Source organism: Flavobacterium sp. LAR06 (assembly GCF_041946075.1).
Classification (GTDB): domain Bacteria; phylum Bacteroidota; class Bacteroidia; order Flavobacteriales; family Flavobacteriaceae; genus Flavobacterium.
The window spans coordinates 197,846-224,210 of sequence record NZ_JAUTYT010000009.1; the positions used below are offsets into that span (position 1 = coordinate 197,846).

14 protein-coding genes are annotated in these 26,365 nt (G+C 39.7%); all 14 read left to right on the forward strand.

The features are described from left to right. Nucleotides 1–102: 102 nt before the first annotated feature. The 14 genes from Q7C23_RS14560 (at nucleotide 103) to Q7C23_RS14625 (ending at nucleotide 26,031) form a co-directional block, all read left to right on the forward strand. Nucleotides 103–2,118 carry an NPCBM/NEW2 domain-containing protein gene (locus Q7C23_RS14560; protein WP_375033220.1) on the forward strand — a complete coding sequence of 672 codons (2,016 nt, stop codon included), beginning with the start codon at nucleotides 103–105 and terminating at the stop codon, nucleotides 2,116–2,118. Nucleotides 2,119–2,138: 20 nt separating this feature from the next. Further along, entirely contained in the window at nucleotides 2,139–4,259 is a 2,121-nt protein-coding gene (locus Q7C23_RS14565; RefSeq protein WP_375033221.1) for a family 16 glycoside hydrolase, read from the forward strand. Nucleotides 4,260–4,368: 109 nt separating this feature from the next. After that, nucleotides 4,369–5,901 (forward strand): glycoside hydrolase family 43 protein, encoded by a 1,533-nt coding sequence (locus Q7C23_RS14570; protein WP_375033222.1) that lies wholly within the window; start codon nucleotides 4,369–4,371, stop codon nucleotides 5,899–5,901. 171 nt (nucleotides 5,902–6,072) lie between these two features. Continuing rightward, entirely contained in the window at nucleotides 6,073–8,973 is a 2,901-nt protein-coding gene (locus Q7C23_RS14575) for an RICIN domain-containing protein (RefSeq protein ID WP_375033223.1), read from the forward strand. A 48-nt stretch (nucleotides 8,974–9,021) separates the two neighbouring features. Further along, nucleotides 9,022–10,656: an alpha-L-fucosidase gene (locus tag Q7C23_RS14580; RefSeq protein ID WP_375033225.1), complete on the forward strand. Its 1,635-nt coding sequence runs from the start codon at nucleotides 9,022–9,024 to the stop codon at nucleotides 10,654–10,656. 157 nt (nucleotides 10,657–10,813) lie between these two features. Beyond that, nucleotides 10,814–11,164, forward strand: a complete 351-nt coding sequence (locus Q7C23_RS14585; RefSeq protein WP_375033226.1) for an L-rhamnose mutarotase — start codon at nucleotides 10,814–10,816, stop codon at nucleotides 11,162–11,164. 196 nt (nucleotides 11,165–11,360) lie between these two features. Then, nucleotides 11,361–12,944: an alpha-L-fucosidase gene (locus Q7C23_RS14590; protein WP_375033227.1), complete on the forward strand. Its 1,584-nt coding sequence runs from the start codon at nucleotides 11,361–11,363 to the stop codon at nucleotides 12,942–12,944. A gap of 66 nt (nucleotides 12,945–13,010) precedes the next feature. Continuing rightward, entirely contained in the window at nucleotides 13,011–14,861 is a 1,851-nt protein-coding gene (locus Q7C23_RS14595) for a beta-L-arabinofuranosidase domain-containing protein (RefSeq protein ID WP_375033228.1), read from the forward strand. A 75-nt stretch (nucleotides 14,862–14,936) separates the two neighbouring features. Continuing rightward, nucleotides 14,937–16,715 carry an NPCBM/NEW2 domain-containing protein gene (locus Q7C23_RS14600; protein WP_375033229.1) on the forward strand — a complete coding sequence of 593 codons (1,779 nt, stop codon included), beginning with the start codon at nucleotides 14,937–14,939 and terminating at the stop codon, nucleotides 16,713–16,715. A 147-nt stretch (nucleotides 16,716–16,862) separates the two neighbouring features. Beyond that, a complete protein-coding gene (locus Q7C23_RS14605; RefSeq protein ID WP_375033230.1) occupies nucleotides 16,863–19,202 on the forward strand; it encodes a sugar-binding domain-containing protein in 2,340 nt (779 codons plus the stop codon). Nucleotides 19,203–19,216: 14 nt separating this feature from the next. Continuing rightward, the gene (locus Q7C23_RS14610; RefSeq protein ID WP_375033231.1) at nucleotides 19,217–21,124 is read left to right on the forward strand and encodes a glycoside hydrolase family 97 catalytic domain-containing protein; all 1,908 of its coding nucleotides are present in this window, start codon (nucleotides 19,217–19,219) and stop codon (nucleotides 21,122–21,124) included. Nucleotides 21,125–21,257: 133 nt separating this feature from the next. Continuing rightward, a complete protein-coding gene (locus tag Q7C23_RS14615; protein ID WP_375033232.1) occupies nucleotides 21,258–23,087 on the forward strand; it encodes a glycoside hydrolase family 2 protein in 1,830 nt (609 codons plus the stop codon). An 86-nt stretch (nucleotides 23,088–23,173) separates the two neighbouring features. Then, a complete protein-coding gene (locus Q7C23_RS14620; RefSeq protein WP_375033233.1) occupies nucleotides 23,174–25,258 on the forward strand; it encodes a beta-galactosidase in 2,085 nt (694 codons plus the stop codon). Between the two features lie 110 nt (nucleotides 25,259–25,368). Beyond that, nucleotides 25,369–26,031, forward strand: a complete 663-nt coding sequence (locus Q7C23_RS14625) for a hypothetical protein (protein WP_375033234.1) — start codon at nucleotides 25,369–25,371, stop codon at nucleotides 26,029–26,031. The last annotated feature ends 334 nt before the right edge of the window (nucleotides 26,032–26,365 follow it).

Sequence of the window (26,365 nt, forward strand, 5' to 3'; positions counted from 1 at the left end):
CAGTTTTTGCAGGGCATCATGTATTGATACTATTAAGCAGGACTGAATTTAAAAAATCTGTGACTTGTAAAAGTCACAGATTCACTTATAAAAGAATTCTCAATGAAACATAAACATTTTTATAAAATTATTTTACTGCTGATCGTTAGCGGTACTCTTTCCGCACAAACGGTTTGGTTAGATGAACTGGATCTCAGCGTAGCTTCACAGGGCTGGGGTGTACCTAAAAAAAACAGGACGGTTGATGACAACATCATGACAATTGCAGGCAAAACCTTTGAGCGTGGCTTCGGCACACACGCAGAAAGTTCTCTTTTTATCCAACTCGATGGTAAGGCAAATTCGTTTACCGCACAGGTGGGCATTGATGATGAGGTGAAAGGACGTCAACCAGCCGTAGAGTTTATAGTATTCGGTGATGGAGCGAAACTTTGGGCGAGCGGTGTAATGCATGAAGGTGATGCTGCCCGGCCATGTAGTGTTAAACTTTCGGGTGTGAAACAACTTGAGCTGCGGGTAACAGACGCAGGAGACGGTGGCAGCGATCATGCCAACTGGGCTGATGCGAAATTTGAGGCCGCAGGAGTATCAACTTTTGCTACTTATTATCCTGTCCCAGGTGAACCCTACATTCTTACCCCTAAGCCATCGGCAAAACCAAAGATTAATAGCGCAAGCGTTTTTGGTGTCCGCCCAGGCTCACCGTTTCTGTTCAGAATACCGGCCACTGGCGAGCGTCCAATGACCTTTCAGGTTACCGGCTTGCCTCAGGGACTGGAGCTGGATCAAAAAACAGGACTTATTACGGGTAAGCTTGTAAAAGCCGGCACTTACGTTATTCAATTAAAGGCAAAGAATGCAAAAGGGATAGCCGAAAAAAGTTTGCGTATTAGCTGTGGTGATAAAATTGCACTTACACCGCAAATGGGATGGAATAGCTGGAATTGTTTTGCCCATGAAGTTTCTGGTGAAAAAATTAAACGCGCTGCAGAAGCAATGGTGAAAAGCGGACTTGTAAATCACGGATGGAATTATGTAAATATTGACGACTACTGGCAAAATAACCGAGATTCGACAGATCCTTCCCTGCAAGGCAAGCTGCGGGACGAAGCTGGTACTATAGTTCCTAATAAAAAATTTGGCGATATGAAAGCCCTGACAGACTATGTGCATGGTCTTGGTTTGAAGATCGGTATCTATTCCAGTCCTGGTCCGTGGACCTGTGGTGGCTGTGCCGGTAGTTATGGTCATGAAAAGCAAGACGCTGAAACCTATGCCAAATGGGGTTTTGATTATCTGAAATACGATTGGTGTAGCTACGGAGGGGCGCTAAATGGACTACCTGATAACGACCCGAATAAAGTAATCTCCATATCGTACAATGGAGGTTATCAATTGTCTACCGCAGTTAAACCATACAAATTAATGGGAGAGTATATCCGTCAGCAACCGCGCGACATTGTTTTTAGCTTGTGTCAATACGGAATGTCGGATGTTTGGAAATGGGGTGATTCGGTAGGAGGAAACAGCTGGCGTACCACAAATGATATCCTGGACACCTGGTCCAATGTGAAAGGTATTGCATTAGCGCAGGATCAGTCTGCAGCCTTCGCTAAACCCGGTAACTGGAACGATGCAGACATGCTGGTTGTAGGAACCGTTGGATGGGGTAACCTTCATCCGACCAGGCTCAGACCAGATGAGCAATATCTTCATGTCAGCCTTTGGAGTCTTTTCTCTACTCCGCTGCTACTGGGTTGCGATCTGGAAAAGCTGGATGACTTTACCCTGAATTTATTGACAAACGATGAAGTAATTGCTGTTAATCAGGATGCTCTTGGCAAACAGGCTACCTGTGTTCAGACTATCGGAGATTTACGCATTTATGTAAAAGATTTAGAGGATGGCAGTCGTGTAGCAGGCTTTTGCAATTTCGGTCTGGAGAAAGTAGATATCTCTTACAACGATCTGAAAAAGCTTGGTATTTCAGGAAAGCAAAAGGTGCGTGATCTATGGCGCCAAAAAGATATTACAACAATCCACGCAGACAACGAGGCTCTTTCGGTGAAGGTTCCGATGCATGGAGTGGTGCTGTACAAATTTATGCCTGTTAAATAAAAATACACATACACCGATTCATGAAAGCAATTTTTAATTCAGCACCTCTAATTCTTCTTTTATTTTTCTTTAAATCTAATGCACAACAAATCGTGTATCAGGATTCTGTCCAGTTGGTGAAACTACAGGGCAATGCAGGGGGAAAGCGTTTCGATGGAATTGGTGTGGTAAATGGGGGAGGCGCTACATCGGTACTGCTGAAGGATTATCCCGAACCCCAACGCAGTCAGATTCTCGACTTAGTTTATAAGCCAAAATTTGGAGCTTCCGTAAGCGCACTTCTTGTTGAGATTCCCGGTGATGGTAATTCAACGCAGGGTTCCATGCCGAGCCACATGCATACGCGTAATGATCTTAATTACTCTAGAGGCTATACCTGGTGGATCTTACAGGAAGCAAAAAAACGCAATCCCGATCTTACCCTGGATGCTACCGCATGGAGCGCTCCCGGATGGGTGGGGAACGGAAATTTTTGGTCGCAGGATGCAGCTGATTATTACGTTAAATGGCTTCAGGGACTTCGTGAAGTTTATGGCCTTGAGTTAGATGCTATCGGCTGTCGCAATGAAAAGGGAATGGACTACAATTTTGCGAAGACATTACGTTCTACCCTTAATGCCAATGGCTTTGAAAAAGTTAAGCTTCATGCGTTTGATCTTTGGTGGAAAGACAAAGTAGACTTCGTCAAGGACTTGTTTAAAGATGATCAACTTCGCAACTCCATAGATATTATCAGCGCACACACATTTTATGAAGGAGACGCCGCTTCCCAACAAGTTCAGGAGATGGCTCAGAAGCTTGATAAACCTATCTGGAACACGGAGGATCATATTTATAAGAAAGGTTTCGATTGCCTGATCAGTATTGTGGAGTGTTTCAATCGTAATTTTATTCAAAGTGGTGTTACCAAGATCGTGAATTGGTATGATATTGCCGGTGTTTATCCTGTCGAACCATACTCGGAAGACCCTGCGGCCATACTGGCACAGTCGCCATGGAGCGGGCATTATCAGATACGCGAGGCTTTGTGGGGTTATGCACATTATGGGCAATTCTCGAAAGTTGGATGGCAATACCTGAATGGGGGTAGTATTAACCTTAAAGGTGGTGGAACTTTAGTAACCTTAAAGTCGCCTGCAAAGGACTACAGTATCATTATTGAAACAAAAAACGCAAAAGTTCCACAACAAATCCGTTTTCAGATCAGCGAGGGGCTGTCTCTAAAGCAGCTTTGCGTATGGCGTAGTAACGAGAAAGAGCATTTTGTACAGCAAGCTGGTATAAAACCAACAAAGGGCACATTTACACTTACCTTAGAACCCAATTCAGTTTACTCTCTTTCCACGACTACAGGGCAGCAAAAGGGCAGCTTTGCTAATATTCCGGATTCTAAGCCCTTTCCCTTTCCCTATTATGAAACATTTGAACAATATTCCTCACCTAAAGTATGGGGGTATTTACCACGCTACACTGCCGATATTGTTGATGCGTTTGAAATCACTGAACGCCCGGATAAAAACGGCAAATGCCTGCGCCAGGTTGTTGCGGAGGGAACCATATCCTGGGGACCAGATTGGCGTCCTTACACTATTTTAGGTGATGCGCAGTGGAAGGATTATGAAGTAAGCGCTGATGTGTATTTAAATGCAGGCGATAATGTTGGGGTTATGGGCAGGGTCAACCACGTTGGTACAGGGTATGGATTTATTCCAAAAGGCTATTATCTGCAGCTTGAAGACAATGGCAAATGCACGATAATGGTAAGCAGAGGAAAAGAGGATAAAAAAGAAATTACGGGAGATGCTGAACAACAAGCAATTATCAAAAAACAAAACGATGAAAGCGAAGGTGGGGAAAAGGTGCTTGGTGAAATACAACTTTCAAATATCAGCCACAGCCAATGGCATAACCTGAAACTCCAATTCGAAGGATCTGTTATTAGCGCATTCGTTGATGAAAAGCAGGTGCTACAAGTGACAGATAGTCTGTACACCCAGGGTATGGCAGGACTGATTGCCGGTGGCGGAAAAAAGCTCAGTACACCTTTTTACGATAATGTATTGATCAAGGACAGAAATGCTCCTGTACCGAAGCCTTCTCTAGCAGCATCAGGGCAACTGCCGATCTATATCGTTAAATAATTTTGTCGGCGAACGATCCTCTTTGGACCTCTTTGTTACAGTTGCTTAAAGAATAATTAATTGAAATAAACCCTTAACCAGTATCCGTTTTGGGTAAAATAAAAAAAACATGTTTAGAAAAAAAGTATTGTTAAGTACAGCCGTTGTTATGGCTTTTCTGGGAGGCAGAGAATCTGCAGAAGCTCAGACCAGTGCAGGTAAACCGAAAAAGGAAAAAGAAAACCTGACAGAAAAATTCGCAAATGTTTCGCCGAAACTTACCGCGGATAATGCCAATCCATTATTGGATTTTATGTTTACTGCCGACCCGACCGCCGTAGAATACAATGGAAGAATTTATGTGTATGCCACAAATGATCATCAACAGTATGAGCATGTGGGAAAGGATGGGAAAAATTCATACGAGCACATCCATACACTGGTCATGATGTCTACCGAGGATATGGTTAACTGGACGTATCATGGTCTTATCGATACTGCAAAGCTGGCACCATGGAGTCAGAATTCCTGGGCGCCTTCCATTACATCCAGACTGGAGTCAGATGGTAAGACGCACTTCTATTTGTATTACTCCAATAGCGGTGTTGGTTCAGCGGTCCTTACTTCTACCTCTCCAGTTGGTCCGTGGAGTGACCCATTAGGAAAGAATATAGTCGACCGTACTGTTCCTGGTGTGGATTGTGAAGCTCCATTCGATCCCGGAGTTGTGATTGACGACCAGGGTACAGGCTGGCTGAGTTTTGGAGGTGGAACGCCTAAAACCAAATATATGCCGGATAATTCCAGAATCGTCAAATTAGGAGCAGATATGATCAGTTTGGCTAGCGACGTTGTCAAGATACCCGCTCCTTATTTCTTTGAGGCCAGCGATCTTAACTTTATCAATGGAACCTGGGCTTATACTTATAATACAAGTTGGGAACAGCGCACTGAATGGCCTTATACGAATAAAGATAAACCAACTCAATGCAGTATGTCCTATATGACGACTAAAACACCATTAGATCCGGATAGTTGGACGTATCGCGATAATTACTTTAAAAATACCGGCGATGTTGGCGTGGGGCCTTTGACAAACAATCACACGCACCTGTTCAAGTTTAAAGGCAAATATTATATTGCTTACCATGCCATGTATTTACAGGATTATTTTGGCACTAAAGGAGGTTTTCGTAATGTGGGTATCGAAGAAATGCAGGTGGATGAAGAGAATGTGAATATCCAAATGGGCAAAGCAACTTTTAAAGGACCATCTCAAATTAACCCATTAAATCCATTTGTTCTTCAGCAGGCAGAAACTACCGGAGGTACTTCGGGGCAGGTTCAGTTCGAAGCCGATGGTAATGTAGGTAATATGGTTGCCAAAGGAAAAGCAGATAAACAATGTCTTATGGTCCGTGGAGCCGATTTCGGCAAAAAGCTTCCGTCTAAATTCGAAGCAAGGGTTAAAGGAAAAGGCAGAATCGAGGTTTATCTAAATAATCTTAAAGGTAAAGCTGTTGTTTCCATTATAGCTGATGGAAAAGACTGGATTACACTCTCCAAGAAAATAGAACAGAAAATAGATAAAGGAACAGCGAACATCTATTTTGTATTTAATGGAAAAGATTTTTTGTTTGATGAATGGAAATTTATCGATTAACTAACTGTTGGCTTTGTAAGCAACAGCACTTATGGATACGTATACTTTCTTGTTGGTAATCACAATAAGAACGAAGAAATAATAAAGTTTTTTGAGTTCAGATGATTCAGAATTTGAAACAAAAAGACAGAATAATATTTAAAATGTTTTTGTCCAATTAAAATATTAAATATGAAAAACGATATAAAAATTTTCTTTTTACACCTTATTTTAGTGTTTAGTCCGGTTGTAATAAACGCCCAGACGTATACCTCGAAGAATGTACCCATCGGAGGAGGCGGATTTGTGACAGGACTCATTACCCACCAAACATCCGGCGACAGGTATTGCCGTACCGATATAGGCGGCGCTTATCGCTGGGATACTAACAACAATAAATGGATTCAGTTGCTTGACTGGTTGAGTGAGGCAGAAAATGGCTTTTACGGAGTGGAATCTCTTGCTGTGGATCCACAGAATCCGAATAATGTTTATATGCTCTGTGGAACGGAATATATAGCCAACGGAAGAACAGCCATATTAAAATCAACAGACAAAGGAAACAGCTTCACTTATACCGATGTTACCTCCAAATTCAAGACCCATGGAAACGGATATGGACGTTCCAACGGAGAACGCCTCGCTGTCGATCCCAAAAACAGCAACGTATTATTCTGCGGAACCAGAGCCAACGGATTATGGAAAAGTACCGATGGAGGTGTTAGCTGGAATCAGGCCTGGAATGGCGTAACGACCACAGCTAATGGAAACGGAATTTGTTTGGTTGCTTATGATCCTTTAAGTGCTGTGGTAAACGGGGTTACACAAACCCTTTATATCGGTGTTTCCCGTATCGGCAGCGCCAATATTTACAAGAGTACCGATGGAGGAGTAACATTTACAGATGTTTCTCCTGACAATAGATTTATGCCGCATCGGGTAGCACTACAGGGTACTACTATGTATGCAACCCTTTCGGTTGAGCAAGGTCCCAATATTTCAGGTGATTACACAGGGACCACGCCTGCTAATGATATGGGCAGAGTATATAAACTCAACACCAATACAGGAATATGGACTAATGTTACCCCTGCGCATCATCCTACAGCAAAGTATCCGTATGGCGGTGTAAGTATAGACCCTTCCAATAGTAACAGAGTAGTGGTTTCGACTTGTGGTATGTACTGGAATCAACAGTTTGGTAGTGGCTGGGGAGATTTTGTTTTTCTCTCTACCGATGGAGGATCGACCTGGAACCTAAAGATAGGCCCGGATTCTACCTTTGATGCTAACGGAATGAACTGGGCAGCCGGTGGAGCGATTAACTGGATGGATTCTGTCGAGTTTGACGGTAATGATCCTTTAAAAGTACGCGTAATAGGGGGAGGAGGAGTATTTACCTGTTCCAATATTACAGCCACAAATACGACATGGAAAAATGATGTGATCGGAATTGAAGAGACTGCCTTGCTTGATGGGGTCAGCATTCCGGGAGGTCCGTTTATTTCCTCTTTCGGAGACGTATCAGGCTTTGTACATGAGTCACTGACTTCTTTTCCGTCAACGAGAATTTCTCCTTTAGGAGGCCACAATAACCATAGTATTGCTTATGCTGCTGCCAACCCAAACAAAGTAGTCCGAATTGGTAACGGGGAAAATGTTGTTTACTATTCTAACGACAAGGGAACAACATGGACAGGCACCGCAACGAACGTGGGCGTATCAGGAAGAGTAGCCATCAGTGCCGATGGAGGAACTATACTGCATTGTCCCTGGGGATCTACCACTACCTGGTATACGACCAATAATGGAGGAAGCTGGTCCGGCTGTTCGGGTGTATCGCTCGGAGATGCAGCACCAGTGGCTGATCAGGTAAATTCAAATTATTTCTACATATACCATCCATCAACCGGGCAGATGCTAAGAAGTTCCAATAAGGGAGTTAATTTTTCAGTGGCAGGTACTCCGGGCGCGTCAACCGCGAATCATCCGTGGGAATCAGTCCTGATTAGAACAGTACCCAGTTTTGAAGGGCATATTTGGGTGCCTCTTGCAGGAAATGGATTAAAATATTCGACCAACGCTGGGGCGGCTTATACCACTGTTGCCAATGTATCGTATTGCAAAGCTATCGGAATAGGAAAAACAATGTCCGGAGCGAGCTATCCTACTATTTTCATCTGGGGAACAGTATCGGGTGTCAATGGCCTTTTCAGATCAACAGATCAGGGTGTTACCTGGCTTAGAATCAATGATGATGCCCATGAGTTTGGTGGTACGTCATTGCTTGTTGGAGATATGAATGTTGCCGGAAGGGTATTTATGGGTGCGGGCGGAGGACGAGGCCTAATTTACTGGGATCCTTCAAATCCTTCAGAACCTTCAGCTTCCTACGTTACTTTAGCCAATAGAGGTACCAATTTGCTGATGGATGGTATGTACAGATTCGACAATGGTTCCAGTGCAGGACAATATGCTAACAGTGGCGCCACTGCACAACAATGGTCAATTGAGACGGTTGGAAACTATGTAATGTTAAAGAATCGCGCTTCAGGATTGTATCTTGATGGTATGTATAGAAATTCCAATGGTTCCGTAGTAGGACAATATAGTTTTAGTGGTACAGACGCGCAATATTGGACACGTGAAACAGCAGGCAACTATGTTAAGTTTAAAAATAAAGCCACAGGTCTGTATCTGGATGGAATGGGTACTACCACTAATGGCGCTGATTTATTTCAATGGAGTCAGAGCAGCAGTTTTAACCAGCAATGGTCAATAAATATAACAGGAAGCCAAAGTTTAAAAATGAATTCGTTGTCTAAAGATGATGTTTCAGAGGTATCAGACAATTCAATATCCTTTTATCCAAATCCATTTAGTACTGAATTTAAGGTTGAAGTTCCAAAATCGAATGAACCAATTCGTGTCAGCATTTTTGATGTTACGGGGAAAAAAGTACAAGAAGCTGAATCCAATTCTGAATCAGGACAATTGTTACTGGGGGCTTCATTGCAACCCGGATTATACATAGTGCAGGTTGAAGGAGTAAACTCAAATTTCTCAAAATCATTTAAGATTATTAAAAAATAAATCGGTTTGTTGAGATTTGAAAAATTATAAATATAAGATAAAAGACATATGAAAATTAACCGGTTTATAGTGGCTTGCATCCTGTTTTCACAGTTTTTGACAGCTCAGGAAAAGTATGTATCCCCAATTAGGGAGGGTAATGAACCTGTTGCCGCCGGAAAGTTTGCGCCAACATGGCAATCACTGCAGCAATATAAAACGCCTGACTGGTTCCGTAATGCAAAGTTTGGCATATGGGCGCATTGGGGACCACAGTGCCAGCCGGAACAAGGAGACTGGTTTGGGAGATTCATGTATAATGAGGGGGGTGACCAATATAAATGGTTTGTTGAACATTATGGGCATCCTTCCAAAGTTGGATTCAAGGAAGTCATTAAGGATTGGAAAGCTGAAAATTGGGATCCTGAAAAACTTGTAGCATTATACAAGCGCGCAGGAGCCCAATATTTCTTTGCCATGGCCAATCATCATGATAATCTGGATTTATGGGACAGTAAATACCAGGAGTGGAACTCGGTGCGCGTGGGGCCTAAGAAAGATATTATCACCGGTTGGTCAAAAGCAGCAAAAAAATATAATCTTCCATTCGGACTTAGTGTACACGCTTCACATGCCTGGACCTGGTTTGAAACCGCCCAGCGTTCAGATAAGACGGGAGCATTAGCAGGAGTGCCCTACGATGGAAAACTCAGTAAAGCAGATGGTAAAGGAACATGGTGGGAAGGACTTGATCCTGCAGAACTTTATGCCCAAAACCATCCTATGAGCAAGGGAAGTGAAAAAGATCTGTATGCCTTATGGAATCAGTGGGACTGGAGCAATGAAGCAGCAGTACCTTCACAGGAGTACTGCGAAAAGTTCTATAACCGCACCATAGATCTTATCAATAAATACAATCCCGATTTGCTTTATTTTGATGATGTTACACTGCCTCTTTATCCGGTAAGCGATGCTGGACTCAAAATTGCAGCTGATTTTTACAATCATAATATGGCAACCCATAACGATAAGCTGGAGGCTGTGTTATTTGGAAAAATATTAACCGATGAACAAAAAAAATGCATGGTATGGGATGTAGAGAGAGGTGCTCCTGATACTGTTCAAAACCTTCCATGGCAAACCTGTACCTGTATTGGCGACTGGCATTACAGTAAGTCCGTTTATGAAAATAATGGGTACAAATCTGCTGCGACAGTAATTCATATGTTGGTTGATATTGTCAGTAAAAATGGAAACCTGTTGCTTAATATTCCTGTTAAGGGAGATGGTACAATCGACGATAAAGAAGTAGCAATTCTTGAAAAAATAGCGGCCTGGATGGAGGTAAACAAAGAAAGTATTTTTGATACACGTCCATGGAAATACTTTGGTGAGGGACCAGCTTCAGAATCGGTAAAAACTGATGATAACAAAAGTTTTAATGAAGGAAAAATAAAACTATCCGCTAAAGACATCCGCTACAATCAAAACGGAAAAATTCTTTACGCCACTCTTTTAGGAGTGCCTTCTGATAACATTTGTTTAAAATTGCTTGGCAAGAATAAAAATAAGGACAAAATTAAAAGTATTCAGATCCTTGGAAGCAAAGAAAAGCTTTCATGGAAACAATATACTGACTCACTGGTAATTATAAAGCCGAAGATTATCCCGAATGATATTGCACTAGTACTTAAAATAAAATAAATAGAGAATATATGTGGACTTACTAGTTTTAATCGAGTAAAGAATTTTATAGAATTCCATGTTTTATAATGGATATTAAAGCTTCTCATGTAATAACAAGAATCTGAAAACAACAAAAAAAACTATTCGCTAATCAATAGAATAACAATTGTAAAAAATGCAAAATTCATTTAAACGTTACTGCAAAGCCATGGAGTTGCTTAACGAGCCTATTCTAATCGAAGCTTATAAAAAGGCCCATGCTAAAGGAGCTGCCTGGACTGAGATAACACAGGGAATGAAAGAGGTAGGGATTATTGATATGGAAATTTACCTTCTTGGAACAAAGCTTTTCATGATCATGGATACCACAGCAGATTTTGATCATGACAAGGCAATGGCTGAATTAGCACTAAAGCCGCGTCAAAGCGAATGGGAAGCGCATATGTCCCAATTTCAGGATAGCACTGCCGAGGCAACCGCCGACCAAAAATGGGAATTGATGGATTGCATTTATAAAATGGATTGATAATTTAAAGATGCTTAATTAGGAGATTAATAAATGTTGGTATTAATTTATTTTATTGTAGCACAGTATCAAGGCAGCGCAAATAAGAATTGGATTGTATCCTATAGAAGATCTATAGTAACATTAAAAAAAGTATGAACAATTTTAAAAAAAGTATTTCTTTATGAAAATCATTTCTTTGACAGTAATTTTTATTTTGTGCAGCTTTACGATATTGGCACAGGATAAAATACTGGTAGTTAATACCAACAACCAGCCCATTGCTTCAGGCAAGTTTGAGCCAACATGGCAATCTCTTAGCCAATATAAAGTTCCTGATTGGTTTCGCAATGCCAAATTTGGTATCTGGGCACACTGGGGACCACAGTGTCAGCCTGAACAGGGCGACTGGTATGCACGTGGCATGTATGAAGAAGGTTCTGAATACTATAAATGGCATGTGGAACATTATGGTCACCCCTCCAAAGTAGGCTTTAAAGATGTAATCCAAGACTGGAAAGCCCAGAATTGGGATCCTGAAGAGTTGGTAAAGTTATACAAACGTGCGGGTGCACAATATTTCTTTGCCATGGCCAATCACCACGACAACCTGGATTTGTGGGACAGCAAGTACCAAGAATGGAATTCTGTTCGTGTTGGTCCTAAAAAGGATATTATAAGTGGTTGGTCAAAAGCCGCTAAAAAACAGGGGCTTCCTTTTGGATTGAGTGTACATGCTGCCCATGCATGGATGTGGTACGAAACGGCACAGGGCGCCGATAAATCTGGAGAATTTAGTGGTATTCCATACGATGGAAAACTTACAAAAGCAGCTGGAAAAGGCACTTGGTGGGAAGGATTGGATCCTCAGGAATTGTATGCACAAAATCATGAACCAAGCAAGGGAAAGGGGTGGAATTGGGAATGGCAGGATAAAAGCTCATGGCCTTCCCAAGCGTATTGTGAAAATTTTTATAACCGCACTATGGATCTTATTAATTTGTACAACCCTGACCTGCTATATTTTGATGATACAGCACTCCCATTGTATCCTGCTAGCGATGCTGGTTTAAAAATAGCTGCTCACTACTACAACCATAATATGACAACCCACAAAGGGAAGCTTGAAGCGGTTTTGTTTGGTAAAATACTTACTGAACAGCAAAAGGAATGTATGGTGTGGGATGTAGAACGTGGAGCACCTGACAAACCACAAGAAAAAGCATGGCAAACCTGCACTTGTATTGGAGATTGGCATTACAATAGAAAGGTGTATGATGAAAACCGTTATAAATCGGCTGCGAGTGTCATTCTTTCTTTAGTAGATATTGTCAGTAAAAATGGAAATTTATTACTTAATATTCCTGTGCGTGGAGATGGCACAATTGATGACAAAGAAGTTGCTGTTCTTGAAGGTATTGCGGCCTGGATGGATATTAACAAAGAAAGCATCTTCGACACCCGTCCTTGGAAACTGTACGGTGAAGGGCCATCCGCTGATCTAGCGAACCCTATTAATAGCCAGGGATTTAATGAAGGAAAAATACAATACTCAGCAAAAGATATTCGATACAATCAGAAAGGAAATGTATTGTATGCTACGGTGATGGGTAAACCTACAGAAAATATTTTATTGAAGTCGCTGTCAAAAAAAGAGGGAACAGGAAAAATCAAAAAAATTGAACTTCTTGGCAGTAAAGAAAAAATTTCCTGGAAACAAGAAGCAGACTCATTGGTAATTATAAAACCAAAAGCTATTCCGAATAATATTGCGATTGTTTTTAAAATAACTATGAAGTAATTGTTTCTGATTTAGAATGATAGTTTCAATATGGTAATACGATTTTTCTAATATTCAATTTTCAATATGAAAAATAAAATAAAATATATTGGGTTGTTTTTGTTTGTTTGTCAGACGTTTTTTGGGCAATCGTTCCTTGACAAGGCGAAGCAGCCCATTGCATTTTTAAATGAAGATGTTGTTTTGACTGATTCCTGGATAAAGCAGCGGGAGACTGCCAATACAAAATATATTTATCAGTTTGATACAGATAGGCTACTACACAATTTTAGGATTAATGCCGGAATTGAATCCAAAGCCCAACCACTTGAAGGCTGGGAGTCCCCTAAAGTGGGATTGCGCGGGCATTTTGTAGGTCATTATTTGTCGGCTTGTGCTTCCTTGATTGAAAAAACGGGCGATACTTTGCTTGAAAAACGTGTGAAATATATGGTTGATGTGCTTGGTGAGTGTCAGCAAAAACTTGGTGGCAAATACCTGAGCGCGTTCCCCGAAAAAGATTTTACTCAATTGGAAACACAATTTAGCGGAGTTTGGGCTCCATACTATACTTATCATAAAATTATGCAGGGAATGCTCGATGTTTATAAGCATACAGGAAATAAAAAAGCTTATGCAATAGTGGTTAATATGGCTGCTTATGTAAAAGAGCGTATGGATAAACTTTCGTCTGAAAGTATTGAAAAAATGTTATATACTCCTCAGGCAAATCCCGCAAATGAAGCGGGTGGAATGAATGATGTTTTACAGAATTTATTTGAAATTTCTAAAGATTCAACGCATTATAAGTTGACTTGTCTTTTCGACCGTAAGTGGTTCAGCCAACCATTGTATGAAGGGAAAGATATTTTGTCTGGCTTGCATTCTAATACTCATTTGCCTTTGATAATTGGTTTTGCCAAACGGTATGAAAATACCGGAGACAGCTATTATCGTGATGTTGTTTCCCATTTTTGGGAGATGCTGGAACATCATCATTCTTATGTCAATGGTTCCAGTAGTGGTCCAAGGCCTATTGCTACAACTCCAACTGCTCAAAGAGCAGAACATTGGGGAAAACCAGATTATTTAAGTACAACACTTACTGACAAAACATCCGAGTCATGCGTTTCACATAACACTCAAAAAATCACAAGTACTTTGTTTCGTTGGACTGCCCAACCCGAATACGCAGATGTATATATGAATACACTTTATAATTCTGTTTTTGCACTGCAAAATGCCGAAACGGGATGGAATGTTTATTCTTTGCCATTAGGTTCTCCGAATAAGAAGAGCTTTGCCAGTCCCACTGAGTTTTTTTGTTGCAACGGAACAACTATTGAAGCGTTTACGAACTTAAATGCTACTATTTATTTTCATAACAATGATAACCTTTGGGTCAATCTGTATATTCCTTCCACTGTGAAATGGAAGTCTAAAGGAATTACTTTGTCACAATCGTCCGATTTTCCAGATAATTCAATTGTAAAATTTAACATAACGGCTAATAAAACGACGCCATTTGCATTGAAATTATTTATCCCATCCTGGGCTGACAAGCAAACCCGGGTTTTGGTAAACGGAGAACCCATTACAGCTAAAGTAACTCCGATGTCTTATTTTATAATTGACAGAAAGTGGAAAAATGGGGATAAAATAGAAATACGTTTTAATTACCATTTTAATATCAAAAAAATGCCTGATAATCCAAATGTAGTTGCACTGTTTTATGGGCCGGTTTTACTAGCATTTCAAGTTAATGAAGAAACCATATTAAAAGGAAATGAGGTAGATATTTTGAAAAATATCTCTAAACAAGAGAATTCGATGTCATTTACCTTAAAAAATAAAGGAAAAGAATATACACTTCTGCCTTTTTACAAAATAAATAATGAGTCGTACGGAGTGTATGCGACTATACAAAATGAGTATTAGCAAGTAGCTTACACTCAACTATAAACTAAAACAGAAAAACTATACTTTTTGTTTTTTAACCTAATTAAAATAAAAATGAAATATAAATTCACCTGGATTTTAGCCCTTGTTTTTAGTGTTATAAATGCACAAACAGACCAAAAATATCACCAATGGGCGTCCACGCCTCCTCTTGGGTGGAACAGCTGGGATTGTTTTGGAACAACCGTTACCGAACAGCAGATAAAAGAACAGGCAGATGCAATGGAAAAATACCTTTTACCAAGCGGATATAACTATCTCACAGTGGATATTCAATGGTATGAGCCTGAATCGACAGGACATGCATACGACCCGAAGGCGACACTTACCATGGATGAATTTGGCCGCTTAACGCCCGGTCTGAAAAAATTTCCTTCGGCTGCAGATGGAAAAGGTTTCAAACACCTTGCAGACTATGTACACTCCAAAGGACTGAAATTCGGTATTCATATTATGCGCGGAATTCCCCGTCAGGCGGTGGAAAAAAATACCCCGGTACTCGGGACAAACGTAAAAGCTCAGGATATTGCCATTAAAGGCTCTACCTGTGCATGGAATCCTGATATGTACGGTGTTAATGCTAATAGCCCTGAAGGTCAGGCTTATTATAATTCCATTGTGCAGCAGTATGCTGACTGGGGAGTGGATTTTATCAAGTGTGACGATATTTCACGACCTTACGATGATGTGCAAAAAGCAGAAATTGAAGCGCTTCGAAAAGCGATAGACAAAACCGGCCGACACATTCTGCTAAGTTTATCGCCGGGAGCAACACCTGTTAAAATGGGTGAACATGTTATGAATCATGCCAATATGTGGCGTATCACCGATGATTTTTGGGATCGCTGGGGATTATTGCAAGGCATGTTTGAGCGAATGGAGGTATGGACACCTTTTCGTGGACCAGGTCATTTCCCAGATGCTGATATGCTTCCTATTGGAATTGTTGAATTCAAACGCCCAACCAATTTCACCAAAAACGAACAATATACGCTTATGAGTCTTTGGGCTATTGGTCGTTCACCACTTATTTTTGGTGGAGATATGACCAAACTTGACGATTTTACCAGGGAAATGCTTACCAATCCCGAAATGCTCAAAGTAAATCAACACAGTGTAAATAACCGTCAGGTGTCGCGCGAAAAAAATCTGATTGTATGGACAGCCGATGTGCCTAATAGCAAAGACAAGTATGTGGCCCTTTTCAATGCGCAAAGCAAGGGAGAAAATCTTGATTTTAACAATGCCGATTATATAAGTCCAATAATTGCCGGCAAAGGAAGTTCGCAAAAGATAGAAGTATCGGTAAAAGAGGGAAAAAAACTTGTTCTTTTTGTGAAAGATGGTGGCAACGGTTTTGATTGGGATCATATCGTTTGGGTTGATCCTGTCCTTCACGGTCCCAAAGGCGATTTGAAACTGACTAATCTTAAATGGCTGAGCGCAACCTCGGGCTGGGGAGAAGCGAATGTCAATCGTACCTGCGATAATAACCCAATTATCATAAATAATGAAACACGAGAGGGAATTGGTGCACATGGAGAATCCGTGATCATTTACCAATTGCCCGAAGGATATGATTCTTTTACAGCAACCGGCTATGTAACAAAGGAAACTGGCTCAGTGAATTTTGGAGTTTTGGTTGATAAAGGAACAATAGATATCCCCGACAAGGCCAATGTAAAAGTCGACTTTGAAGCTATTCATCTAAAAGGCAAAGTAAAAGTGCGCGATTTGTGGAATCACAAAGATCTCGGAACTTTTGATGGGAGCTTTGAGCGTGAATTGCCACAGCATGGGGCGGGGCTGTATCGGATAACTCCTTTGCAATAATATGATCGACATCCAATAATTTAATAAAAATATAAACACAACAAAATGATACGTTTAAGTTCATACAAAATACAATATCTCACCAAACAACTGGTATTCCTAATTATAATGTGTCTAAGCTTTGTTTATGGATCTGCACAAACTGCCATGGAAAGAAAACAGCTATTTGATTACGACTGGAAATTCTTTTTAGGGGATGCTCCTCAAGCCAAAGCAAATGATTTCAATGATCAGAGCTGGCGTAAACTCGACTTGCCACACGATTGGAGTATTGAAGGCAAAATTCATCCCAAAAATACTACTGGTGGAGGTGGTGGATATTTTCCGTCAGGAACTGGCTGGTATCGCAAAACCTTTCTGGTTCCGGACAACTGGAAGGCAAAAAAAGCTTCTATTTATTTTGAAGGTGTTTATATGAACTCCGAAGTTTTTATCAACGGAAAATCACTTGGTGTTTATCCTTATGGTTATTCCTCATTTAGTTATGACCTTACACCTTATTTGGTTTTTGGAAAGGAAAACGTCATTGCAGTACGTGTCGACAATTCACAACAGATGAACAGCCGTTGGTATAGTGGATCAGGAATTTATCGCCATGTCTGGATGATAGTTACCGATCCTGTACATGTGGCAAACTGGGGAGTTGCTGTTTCAACTCCTGAAGTATCTTCAAAAAAGGCTACTGTACTGGTAAAAACCAAGGTTAAAAATGAAACAGCATCACCACAGAGAATTGTTGTTACAACCCATCTTTTAAACAAGAGTTCTAAAAGTGTTGGGAAAAATCAGGTACAGGTTGAGGTTCCTGCCAATGGCGAGAAGGAAATAACACAAACCATCCAGGTGTCAAATCCGATGCTTTGGACACCGGAAACGCCCAATTTATACCAGGCTCAGGTTCAGGTAGTAAAAGATAAAAAAGTGCTGGACGATACCAAAAACAATTTTGGTATCCGTTCCCTAAAATTTACTGCCGAAAATGGATTTCAATTGAATGGAAAAACCGTAAAAATAAACGGAGGTTGCGTACATCATGATAACGGTTGCTTAGGCGCTGCCGCTTTTGACCGTGCCGAAGAGCGCAAAGTAGAATTACTGAAGGCCGGCGGATTTAACGCGGTGAGAACTTCTCACAATCCACCTTCTGAAGTCTTTCTTGATGCCTGCGACAGATTAGGCCTACTGGTAATGGACGAATCTTTCGACTGCTGGAAAATTGGAAAAAATAATAACGATTATGCAAAATATTTCAACCAATGGTGGCAACGCGATTTAGAGGGAATGGTACTACGTGACCGAAACCATCCTTCGGTTTTCATGTGGAGTATAGGCAATGAAATCCCTGAGAGAGCAGATCCTGAAGCTGTGAAAACAGCCCAAATGCTTTCTGATGCATTAAAGAAAATAGACAATACCCGTCCTGTTACCTCTGCAATTGTAAATAGTGGTAAGAATTGGGAAGTGTTCGATCCGTTGATGGCGATACACGATGTTGCCGGATATAATTACAACCTGCATACTGCTCCGGACGATCATAAAAGAGTGCCTTCGCGTATCATCGTTCAAACGGAATCCTATCCAAAAGATGCTTTTAACAACTGGAAACTGGTGCAGGAAAATAATTATGTAATAGGAGATTTCGTTTGGACAGCCATGGATTATTTAGGCGAATCAGGAATCGGACGTTGGTATTATTCAGGTGATGTACCTGGTCAGCATTGGGAGAATGATTTCTTCCCTTATCACGGTGCGTACTGCGGTGATATTGATTTGATTGGTTGGAGAAAGCCCATTTCGCATTACAGAAGCATGCTCTATAATAATAACGAAAAATTATACTTGGCAGTTCGTGAACCAGCTCCGGAACCTTTAGAAATCAAAGAAACATGGTGGTCGGTTTATCCAACGTGGGAAAGCTGGACCTGGCCGGGTTTTGAAGGGAAAAAAGTTGAGGTTGAGGTATATTCAAAATATCCAAAAGTGAGACTATATCTCAATGAAAAATTGGTTAGTGAGCAAAAAACAAGTAAGGAGGAGCAATTTAAAGCTACTTTTTCAGTGCCTTATTCTCCAGGGATTCTTAAAGCTGTCGGAGTAGAAAATGATAAGGAAATGGAATCAACAATTCTTCAAACTGCCGGTGATGCCTCAAAAATAAAATTGACAGCCGATCGAAAAGAAATACTGGCCAACGGACAGGATTTATCATTCATAACTATTGAAATAATAGATAAGTATGGGACATTCCAACCCAATGCTACCAACCGTTTGAATTTTAAAATTGATGGACCGGGTGTCATTGCCGGAGTAGATAATGCTGATTTGAAAGACTTCGAACAATATGTCGACGACACACGCAAAGCATGGAAAGGCAGAGCTTTAATAGTAATTAAAAGCAATCATCAGGCTGGTGAAATTAAATTAACGGTAACATCCGATCAGTTGGAAGGAAATAGTATAAGTATTAAGTCAAATCAAAATAAATAATGCATAAAATAGCAATGAAACGTACCATCTCTTTTCTATTTTTTATTTTAAGTTCATTTATTATAAATGCACAGGAAATAATTTCGCCTAACGGAAAAATTAAAGTTATTTTGAATTTGCCCGATAAAAATGCTGTACACCATCTTTCTTTTAAGGCGCTATATAAAATCGAAAATAAGTTTACAGAAGTATTATCTGATTCTAAATTAGGCATTAATCGTACCGATGAGCAGTTTGTCGATAATCTTCATTTTGTTGCGGCATCAAAATCGGTTTCCGTTCATGATACCTACAAAATGGTTTGTGGTAAACGTCAACTGTGCGAAAATTTTGGTACAGAAAAGACTTTCAGTTTTAAAAATTCCAATCAGCAGCCAATAAATATTGTTTTCAGGGTTTATAATGACGGTGTTGCTTTTCGTTATACTTTCCCAAATCATTTAGATTCAAAAGTTAATATTATTAATGAAGCCACAACATATGTTTTACCGGATAAGACCTCTTGCTGGATGCAGCCTTATGATATTTCGTATGAAAAGTTCTTCCCATTAAACAAAACGGATTCAACCACTAATACAGAGCAGGTAAGGGGGTTCCCGGCTTTGTACAAGGTGAATGAACAGTCAGTTTGGACGCTTATTTCTGAAGCGAATATTACAGAGAACAATTGTGCTGCAAAATTAACTAACCTGAAAAACAGTAACCAATATCAGGTTACGTACCCTTCTTCACGTGATAATTTTCAGCAGGCTGGTGTTATGACTACATTACCCTGGAACTCGCAGTGGCATACCCTAATCATTGGTAAATTGTCTGATATTGTAGAATCCACCTTGATTTCAGATGTAAGCGATCCCAACCAGTTAAAAGACACAGAATGGATTAAACCCGGCGCGGTATCGTGGATCTACTGGGCAAATAATCATGGCTCAAAGGATTATAAAAAGGTAGTTGAATATGTTGATTTAGCCGTAGAAATGAATTGGCCTTACGTGCTGATCGACTGGGAATGGGATGTAATGAGTAATGGCGGAGATATAACCGATGCGGTAAACTATGCAAAAAGCAAAGGAATAAAACCATTGATGTGGTATAATTCAGGAACAATATGGCTTGACCCCACACCAAATGACCGTTTACTTACAGCAGAAAAACGTGCCAAAGAATTTTCATGGCTCAATAAAATTGGTGTCTACGGAATCAAGGTAGATTTTTTTGCCGGTGACCAGCAAGATATGATGACTTATTACATTGACATTCTTAAAGATGCGGCCAAATATCATTTATTAGTAAACTTTCATGGCGCAACAGTGCCGCGTGGCTGGGCGCGTACTTTTCCCAACCTCATGACGACAGAGGCGGTATATGGTGCCGAATGGTACAATAATGATCAGGTACTGACTAATAAAGCTGCAGCTCATAATACGACACTTCCCTTTACACGAAATGTAATTGGCTCGATGGATTACACTCCGGTTACCTTTTCAGATTCACAACATCCACATATAACATCTTATGCTCACGAACTGGCTTTGTCTGTTGTATTTGAATCAGGATTACAGCACTTTGCCGACAGGTCTTCAGCTTATGAATCTTTACCCGAGGAACCAAAAGAATTTTTAAAACAGGTTCCGGTTGCCTGGGACGATACCAAACTAATTGACGGTTTTCCGGGCGAGAAAGTTATTATGGCTCGAAAGAAAGGAAATAAGTGGTATATCGCCGGGCTAAATGGAAAAAATGTACCACAGACTTTATTGGTGAAGTTTGATTTTATGGATAAAGGAGATTATAATTTTGAGCTAATCAAAGACGGGAAGGATGGTCAGTCTTTTTCTTCAGAAATAATAAAGATTAAAAAAGGAAGTACTGTAAAAATTGAATGTCTTCCAAACGGAGGCTTTGCAGGTATGGTAAAATAAATGATTTAACATGTTTAGTATTAAATCATTATAAGTGAGAGATTGCAGGAATTAGATAATAGTTGTATTTTTTTAATTTCTAAATACTTACATCAGTTTGGTTATAAGATGATGTACTTAAAGCAACTAAATTATGAATAAAATAGCAAAGAATACAGCGTTTAAAAAAGTGGGATTATGGGTTCTGTTCCTATTATTGCCAGGCAATTATGTAAAGGCTCAAACAGCAATGATGAATGTTGAGTCCCGACACTTAACTGGTTTGAATGGGAAATGGCAGGTTATACTGGATCCCACCAGAGCAGGGGAGTGGAAACAGGTCTGGCTGGAAAAAAAGCCACAAAGCAAAACCGACTTTGTGGAGTATTCCTTTGATGGCGGACCAATGCTAAAAGTACCAGGAGACTTTAATTCACAATTACCCGAACTGACTTATTTGGAAGGTATCGTTTGGTACAAAAAAGTATTTCATTACAAATCGGATAATGGAAAAAGACTATTTCTGCATTTTGGATCGGTAAATTATTTGGCGGAGGTATATCTAAACGGTGAAAAAATAGGAAGCCACGAAGGCGGATTTACTCCCTTTGAGTTCGAAATTACAGGCAAAGTAAAAGAAGGAGAAAATTCAATAATCGTTAAAGCAGATAATCAGCGTTTGCAGAATGGTTTGCCTGCTGCAGGATATGACTGGTTCAATTTTGGAGGTATTACCCGTGAGGTTAATTTAATTGAAACTGCTAAAACCTTTATAGAAGATTATGCTGTTCAGTTAAAAAAAGGAAGTCTGAACAAAGTATTGGGATGGGTTCAGCTCAATGGAAGCAACACAAAACAAAAGATTAAAATAAAAATTCCTGAACTCAACAAAATATACAAAACTGAATCGGATAGTAAAGGACATGCCAGTGTAGCGTTTGATTCGAATCTAAAGCTTTGGTCGCCCGAAAATCCTAAGCTTTATAAAGTCATTATTGAAAGTGAAACAGATACTATTGTTGACACAATAGGCTTCAGATGCATAGAAGTACAAGGGAGTAAAGTATTGCTGAATAAAAAAGAAATCTTTTTTAAAGGCGTAAATATCCATGAAGAAAACCCGAATAAAGGAACAAGAGCCTATTCAAGAGAGGATGCTTTACTATTGTTAAATTCTGCAAAAGAATTGGGTTGTAACCTGGTTCGTCTGGCGCATTATCCGCATAATGAAAATATGATTAAAGAAGCTGAAAAGTTAGGGCTGATGGTGTGGAGTGAACTTCCCGTTTATCAGCACATTCAATTTTCGGACAGCCTGGTGCCAAAAAAAATGGAAAAGATGTTAAAAGAAATGATTCATCGGGACAAAAATCGCTGTGGGGTTGTTATCTGGAGTCTTTCAAACGAAACCTATCCGGGCACACCAAACCGAACTAATGCCCTTATTGAACTAACCCAAAAATGCAGGGCCCTTGATTCAACACGACTAATTAACCATGTTATCAATACACAATCTTATAGCAATAATGCATTCAATGTGTCAGATCCGCTTTATGAATATTCTGATCTGATTTGTATTAATGAATACATCGGCTGGTATATTCCCTGGCAAGGTAAACCATCGGATGTAAAATGGAGTTTCGCTTATCCTGATAAACCAGTATTTATTTCAGAGTTTGGAGCAGAAGCTCTTTACGGAAGTAAAGGTCCTGCAGATGCGGCTTCTGGCTGGACAGAAGAATATCAGAAACAGATTTATAGCGATCAGCTGGAAATGTTTAAGACGATTCCAAATTTATGCGGCATATCTCCCTGGCTTTTATTTGATTATAAATCTTTGGGCAGAATGAATCAGGTTTATCAAAAAGGATACAATAGAAAAGGATTGTTATCTGAAAAAGGAGAAAAGAAAAAGGCATGGTATATTATCAATGATTATTATAAAAAAAGAAGAGAAATTGGCAGAGAGGCTGCAGTAAAATAAATAAATAAGTAAATAAATAAATAAATAAATAAAGAGTAACCAGTTAGGTACAATAGCAATAAGGTTAACTGTAATAAAATAATAAGATGAAAAAGTATTTAATGGTATTTATAGTAATGACGATTTCCCAAATGACTGTGAAATCACAGAATGCCAGTTCCTATTTTCCGGATAAAAATCTGGTAACAACAGGTATCTATTATTATCCGGAGCAGTGGAACGAAAACCAGTGGGAAAGAGATATTAAGAAAATTGCAGACATGGGCTTCGAGTTTGTCCATTTGGCTGAATTTGCCTGGTATAAAATGGAACCTGAAGAAGGTAAATTTGATTTTGCATGGCTGGATAAAGTGGTGGAGCTGTGTGTAAAAAACAATCTTAAAGTTCTAATGTGTACCCCTTCTGCAACTACACCTACATGGATGCGAGTGAATTACCCTGAAACCTTTATTATGGAGAACCATTATATCCGTGCTGAGAATGGTACACGAGGATTAGGCTCGATCACCAATGCTAAATACCGCGAATTTGTTGAAAGAATTGTGACAGAAATGGCGAAGCGTTACGGGAAGAATAAAAATGTAATGGGATGGCAGCTTGATAACGAGCCTCCAGCAATTTCAGATTATAGTCCATCTTCTCAGGAGGCTTTCAGACGATGGCTGAAAAACAAATATAAAACAGTTGATACTTTAAATGCCGTTTGGGGAACCGCATTCTGGAGCCAATGGTTCGACAGTTTTGATCAGGTTATTATTCCTAATCCAAACCTGGTCGGCTGGTGGGGTAATAACCCTCATGCACTACTCGATTTTAAACGTTATCAGGCTGATGAACAGGCCCAGTTTCTCGATTTACAGGCAACTATTCTACGAAAATCTATTCTGGAGGGACAATACATTACTACAAACTATACAGCTGTTTGCACCGGAGCAGATCCGGGACGAACAAAGAAAATGGATTTCACGACCTACACTGCCTATCCGAATGGAGGCACTGATAATATTGGCGACCTGGGCTTTCGATTGGGCAATAGTAAAGTTGTTCTCTTTGCGGCTGAATACTATAAATCAGTTGGAGGTGTTTCGGGAGTAATGGAAATGCAGCCCGGACCAGTTAACTGGGGATCTTATAACCCGCTTTTGCTGCCTGGAACCGTACGAATGTGGCTGTATCACAGTTTTGCCGCTGGTGGAAAGATTGCCTGTTCCTATCGTTTTCGTCAGGTTTTGTACAGCTCTGAGCAGTACCATGCCGGAGTTATGCAAACAGATGGTGTTACTCCATCGGCGGGAGGAGAGGATTATATTCAATTCATAAAAGAAATCAAAGAGCTTAGAAAACAATTCAAACCCAATGCAAAGCTGCCTGAAAAATTGGCTGAAAGGTCAACAGCTATACTTTGGAATCTGGAAAATTTCTGGTCTGTAGAAAGACAAAAACAAACGTTTCAATGGGATACATGGAACTACCCTGTAAAGTTTCTCGAGATGACAAAATCCCTGGGTGCCCCTACAGCTGTGATTCCGGAAACAGCAGATTTTTCCAAATATAAATTTCTTATTGTTCCGGCTTACGAATTGACCGATTCGGCATTAATAAAGAAATGGAACGATTATGCAGCAAACGGCGGTCATCTGATCATTACCTGTCGTACGGCCACCAAAAGTAGAGCAGGACATTTCTGGGAAGGCGAGTGGGCTGCTCCAATTTCGGATCTTATTGGTGCCCATATCAAAGCCACAGATATGCTCTCGGGGTCTGCCAAAGGAGATATCTTGATGAAATCATCCCATTATAATTGGAACAACTGGGCCGATCTTCTCGAAGCAAATAAGGGCACTGAAGTGCTTGCCACTTATGATAACCAGTTTTATAAAGGCAAAGCTGCAGTGGTACAACGCAAGATAGGAAAAGGAACAGTTACCTATATAGGTGTAGATACCGACGATTCAAAACTTGAAAAGGATATTTTACGTGAGATCTATGCCAACGCTGGCATTATCACCGAAGATTATCCGGAAGGAATATATGTTTACTGGCGAGATGGATTTTATATGGCGGTAAATTATTCTTCAGACAATTATACAATGAACGTACCTACAAATGCTAAAATACTGGTGGGGGAAAAGACGCTAAAACCGGCTGGTGTGTTAGTTTGGAGTGAATGATGAATTATAAAAAATAAATGATTTGTTTTTTTCAAAAGCAATTGTTGTATCCAAATCGACTTTCGTCTTAGTTCTGGTGGCAGCAAATAAAATAAATTAAAATAAATGTTATGATTAAAATTACGATAAACTGTGCCCTTTTTTGTTATGATAGTGGTACCCTTAAAGTTCTATTATCAAAGGAAAACAATCGTGTTAATGCCAACTGGAAGATTTTAACGGATACCCTTAAGGTTAATGAAAGCGCCGATGATGCAGCATCTCGTTTGGTGAAGGAGTATGGAGGAGATAAGAATATATTTCTAAGACAGTTAAGGACATTTATTGATACAAGTGGGCAAAGCTCAGATCACAATGTAATTATCGAATATTATGGACTGATAAATATTGATAAATATAAAACGTTTTTTGGTATCAGTGAATATTATAAAAGATGGTGGAAAGTTACTGATGTATCGGATTTATTGTTTAATTATAACGGAATAATAGATTTAAGCCTGTATCAAATAGGGAATGCCTTACGTGAATCTGCGGTGGGTTTTGAGCTTTTGCCAGCAGAATTTACATTATCTGAACTTACAAATCTTTATAAAGAAATATTGGGTGTTGAGGCTAATGAATTGAAGTTTTGCAAAAAAATTATACAGAAAAAAATCATAGTACCTTTTGTTAGTGAGCAAATAACTACTGAAATTGAAACTCAAACACGTTTTAAATTTAATAGCAGAGAATACGAAAAGTTAGCAATAGAAAAATATTTTTCCATTTTTTAATAGTAATAATATCTTCTATGGATTCTTATCTGTATTATTCTTCAAAATTGTTTTTAACTCCTTGTATAATAATTTTGATTATTATTCCAGTCATTCTAATAACCAACGCTTGCATTAGCGATATTTTTAAATAACCTAAAGCTAAAGCAACCGATCGTAATAGTTTAAATATTATATTTGTTTTTTTTAAGTGTTTTTTAAACACTTAAATTTATTATGGATTTTCCACAATAAAGTAATTGCAAAAAGGCTCGATAACAATACCTGTGCTATTTCAAATTTAGACAGATTGGTATGTGTTCATTGATTAATATAGAAATTCACCATGACTAAC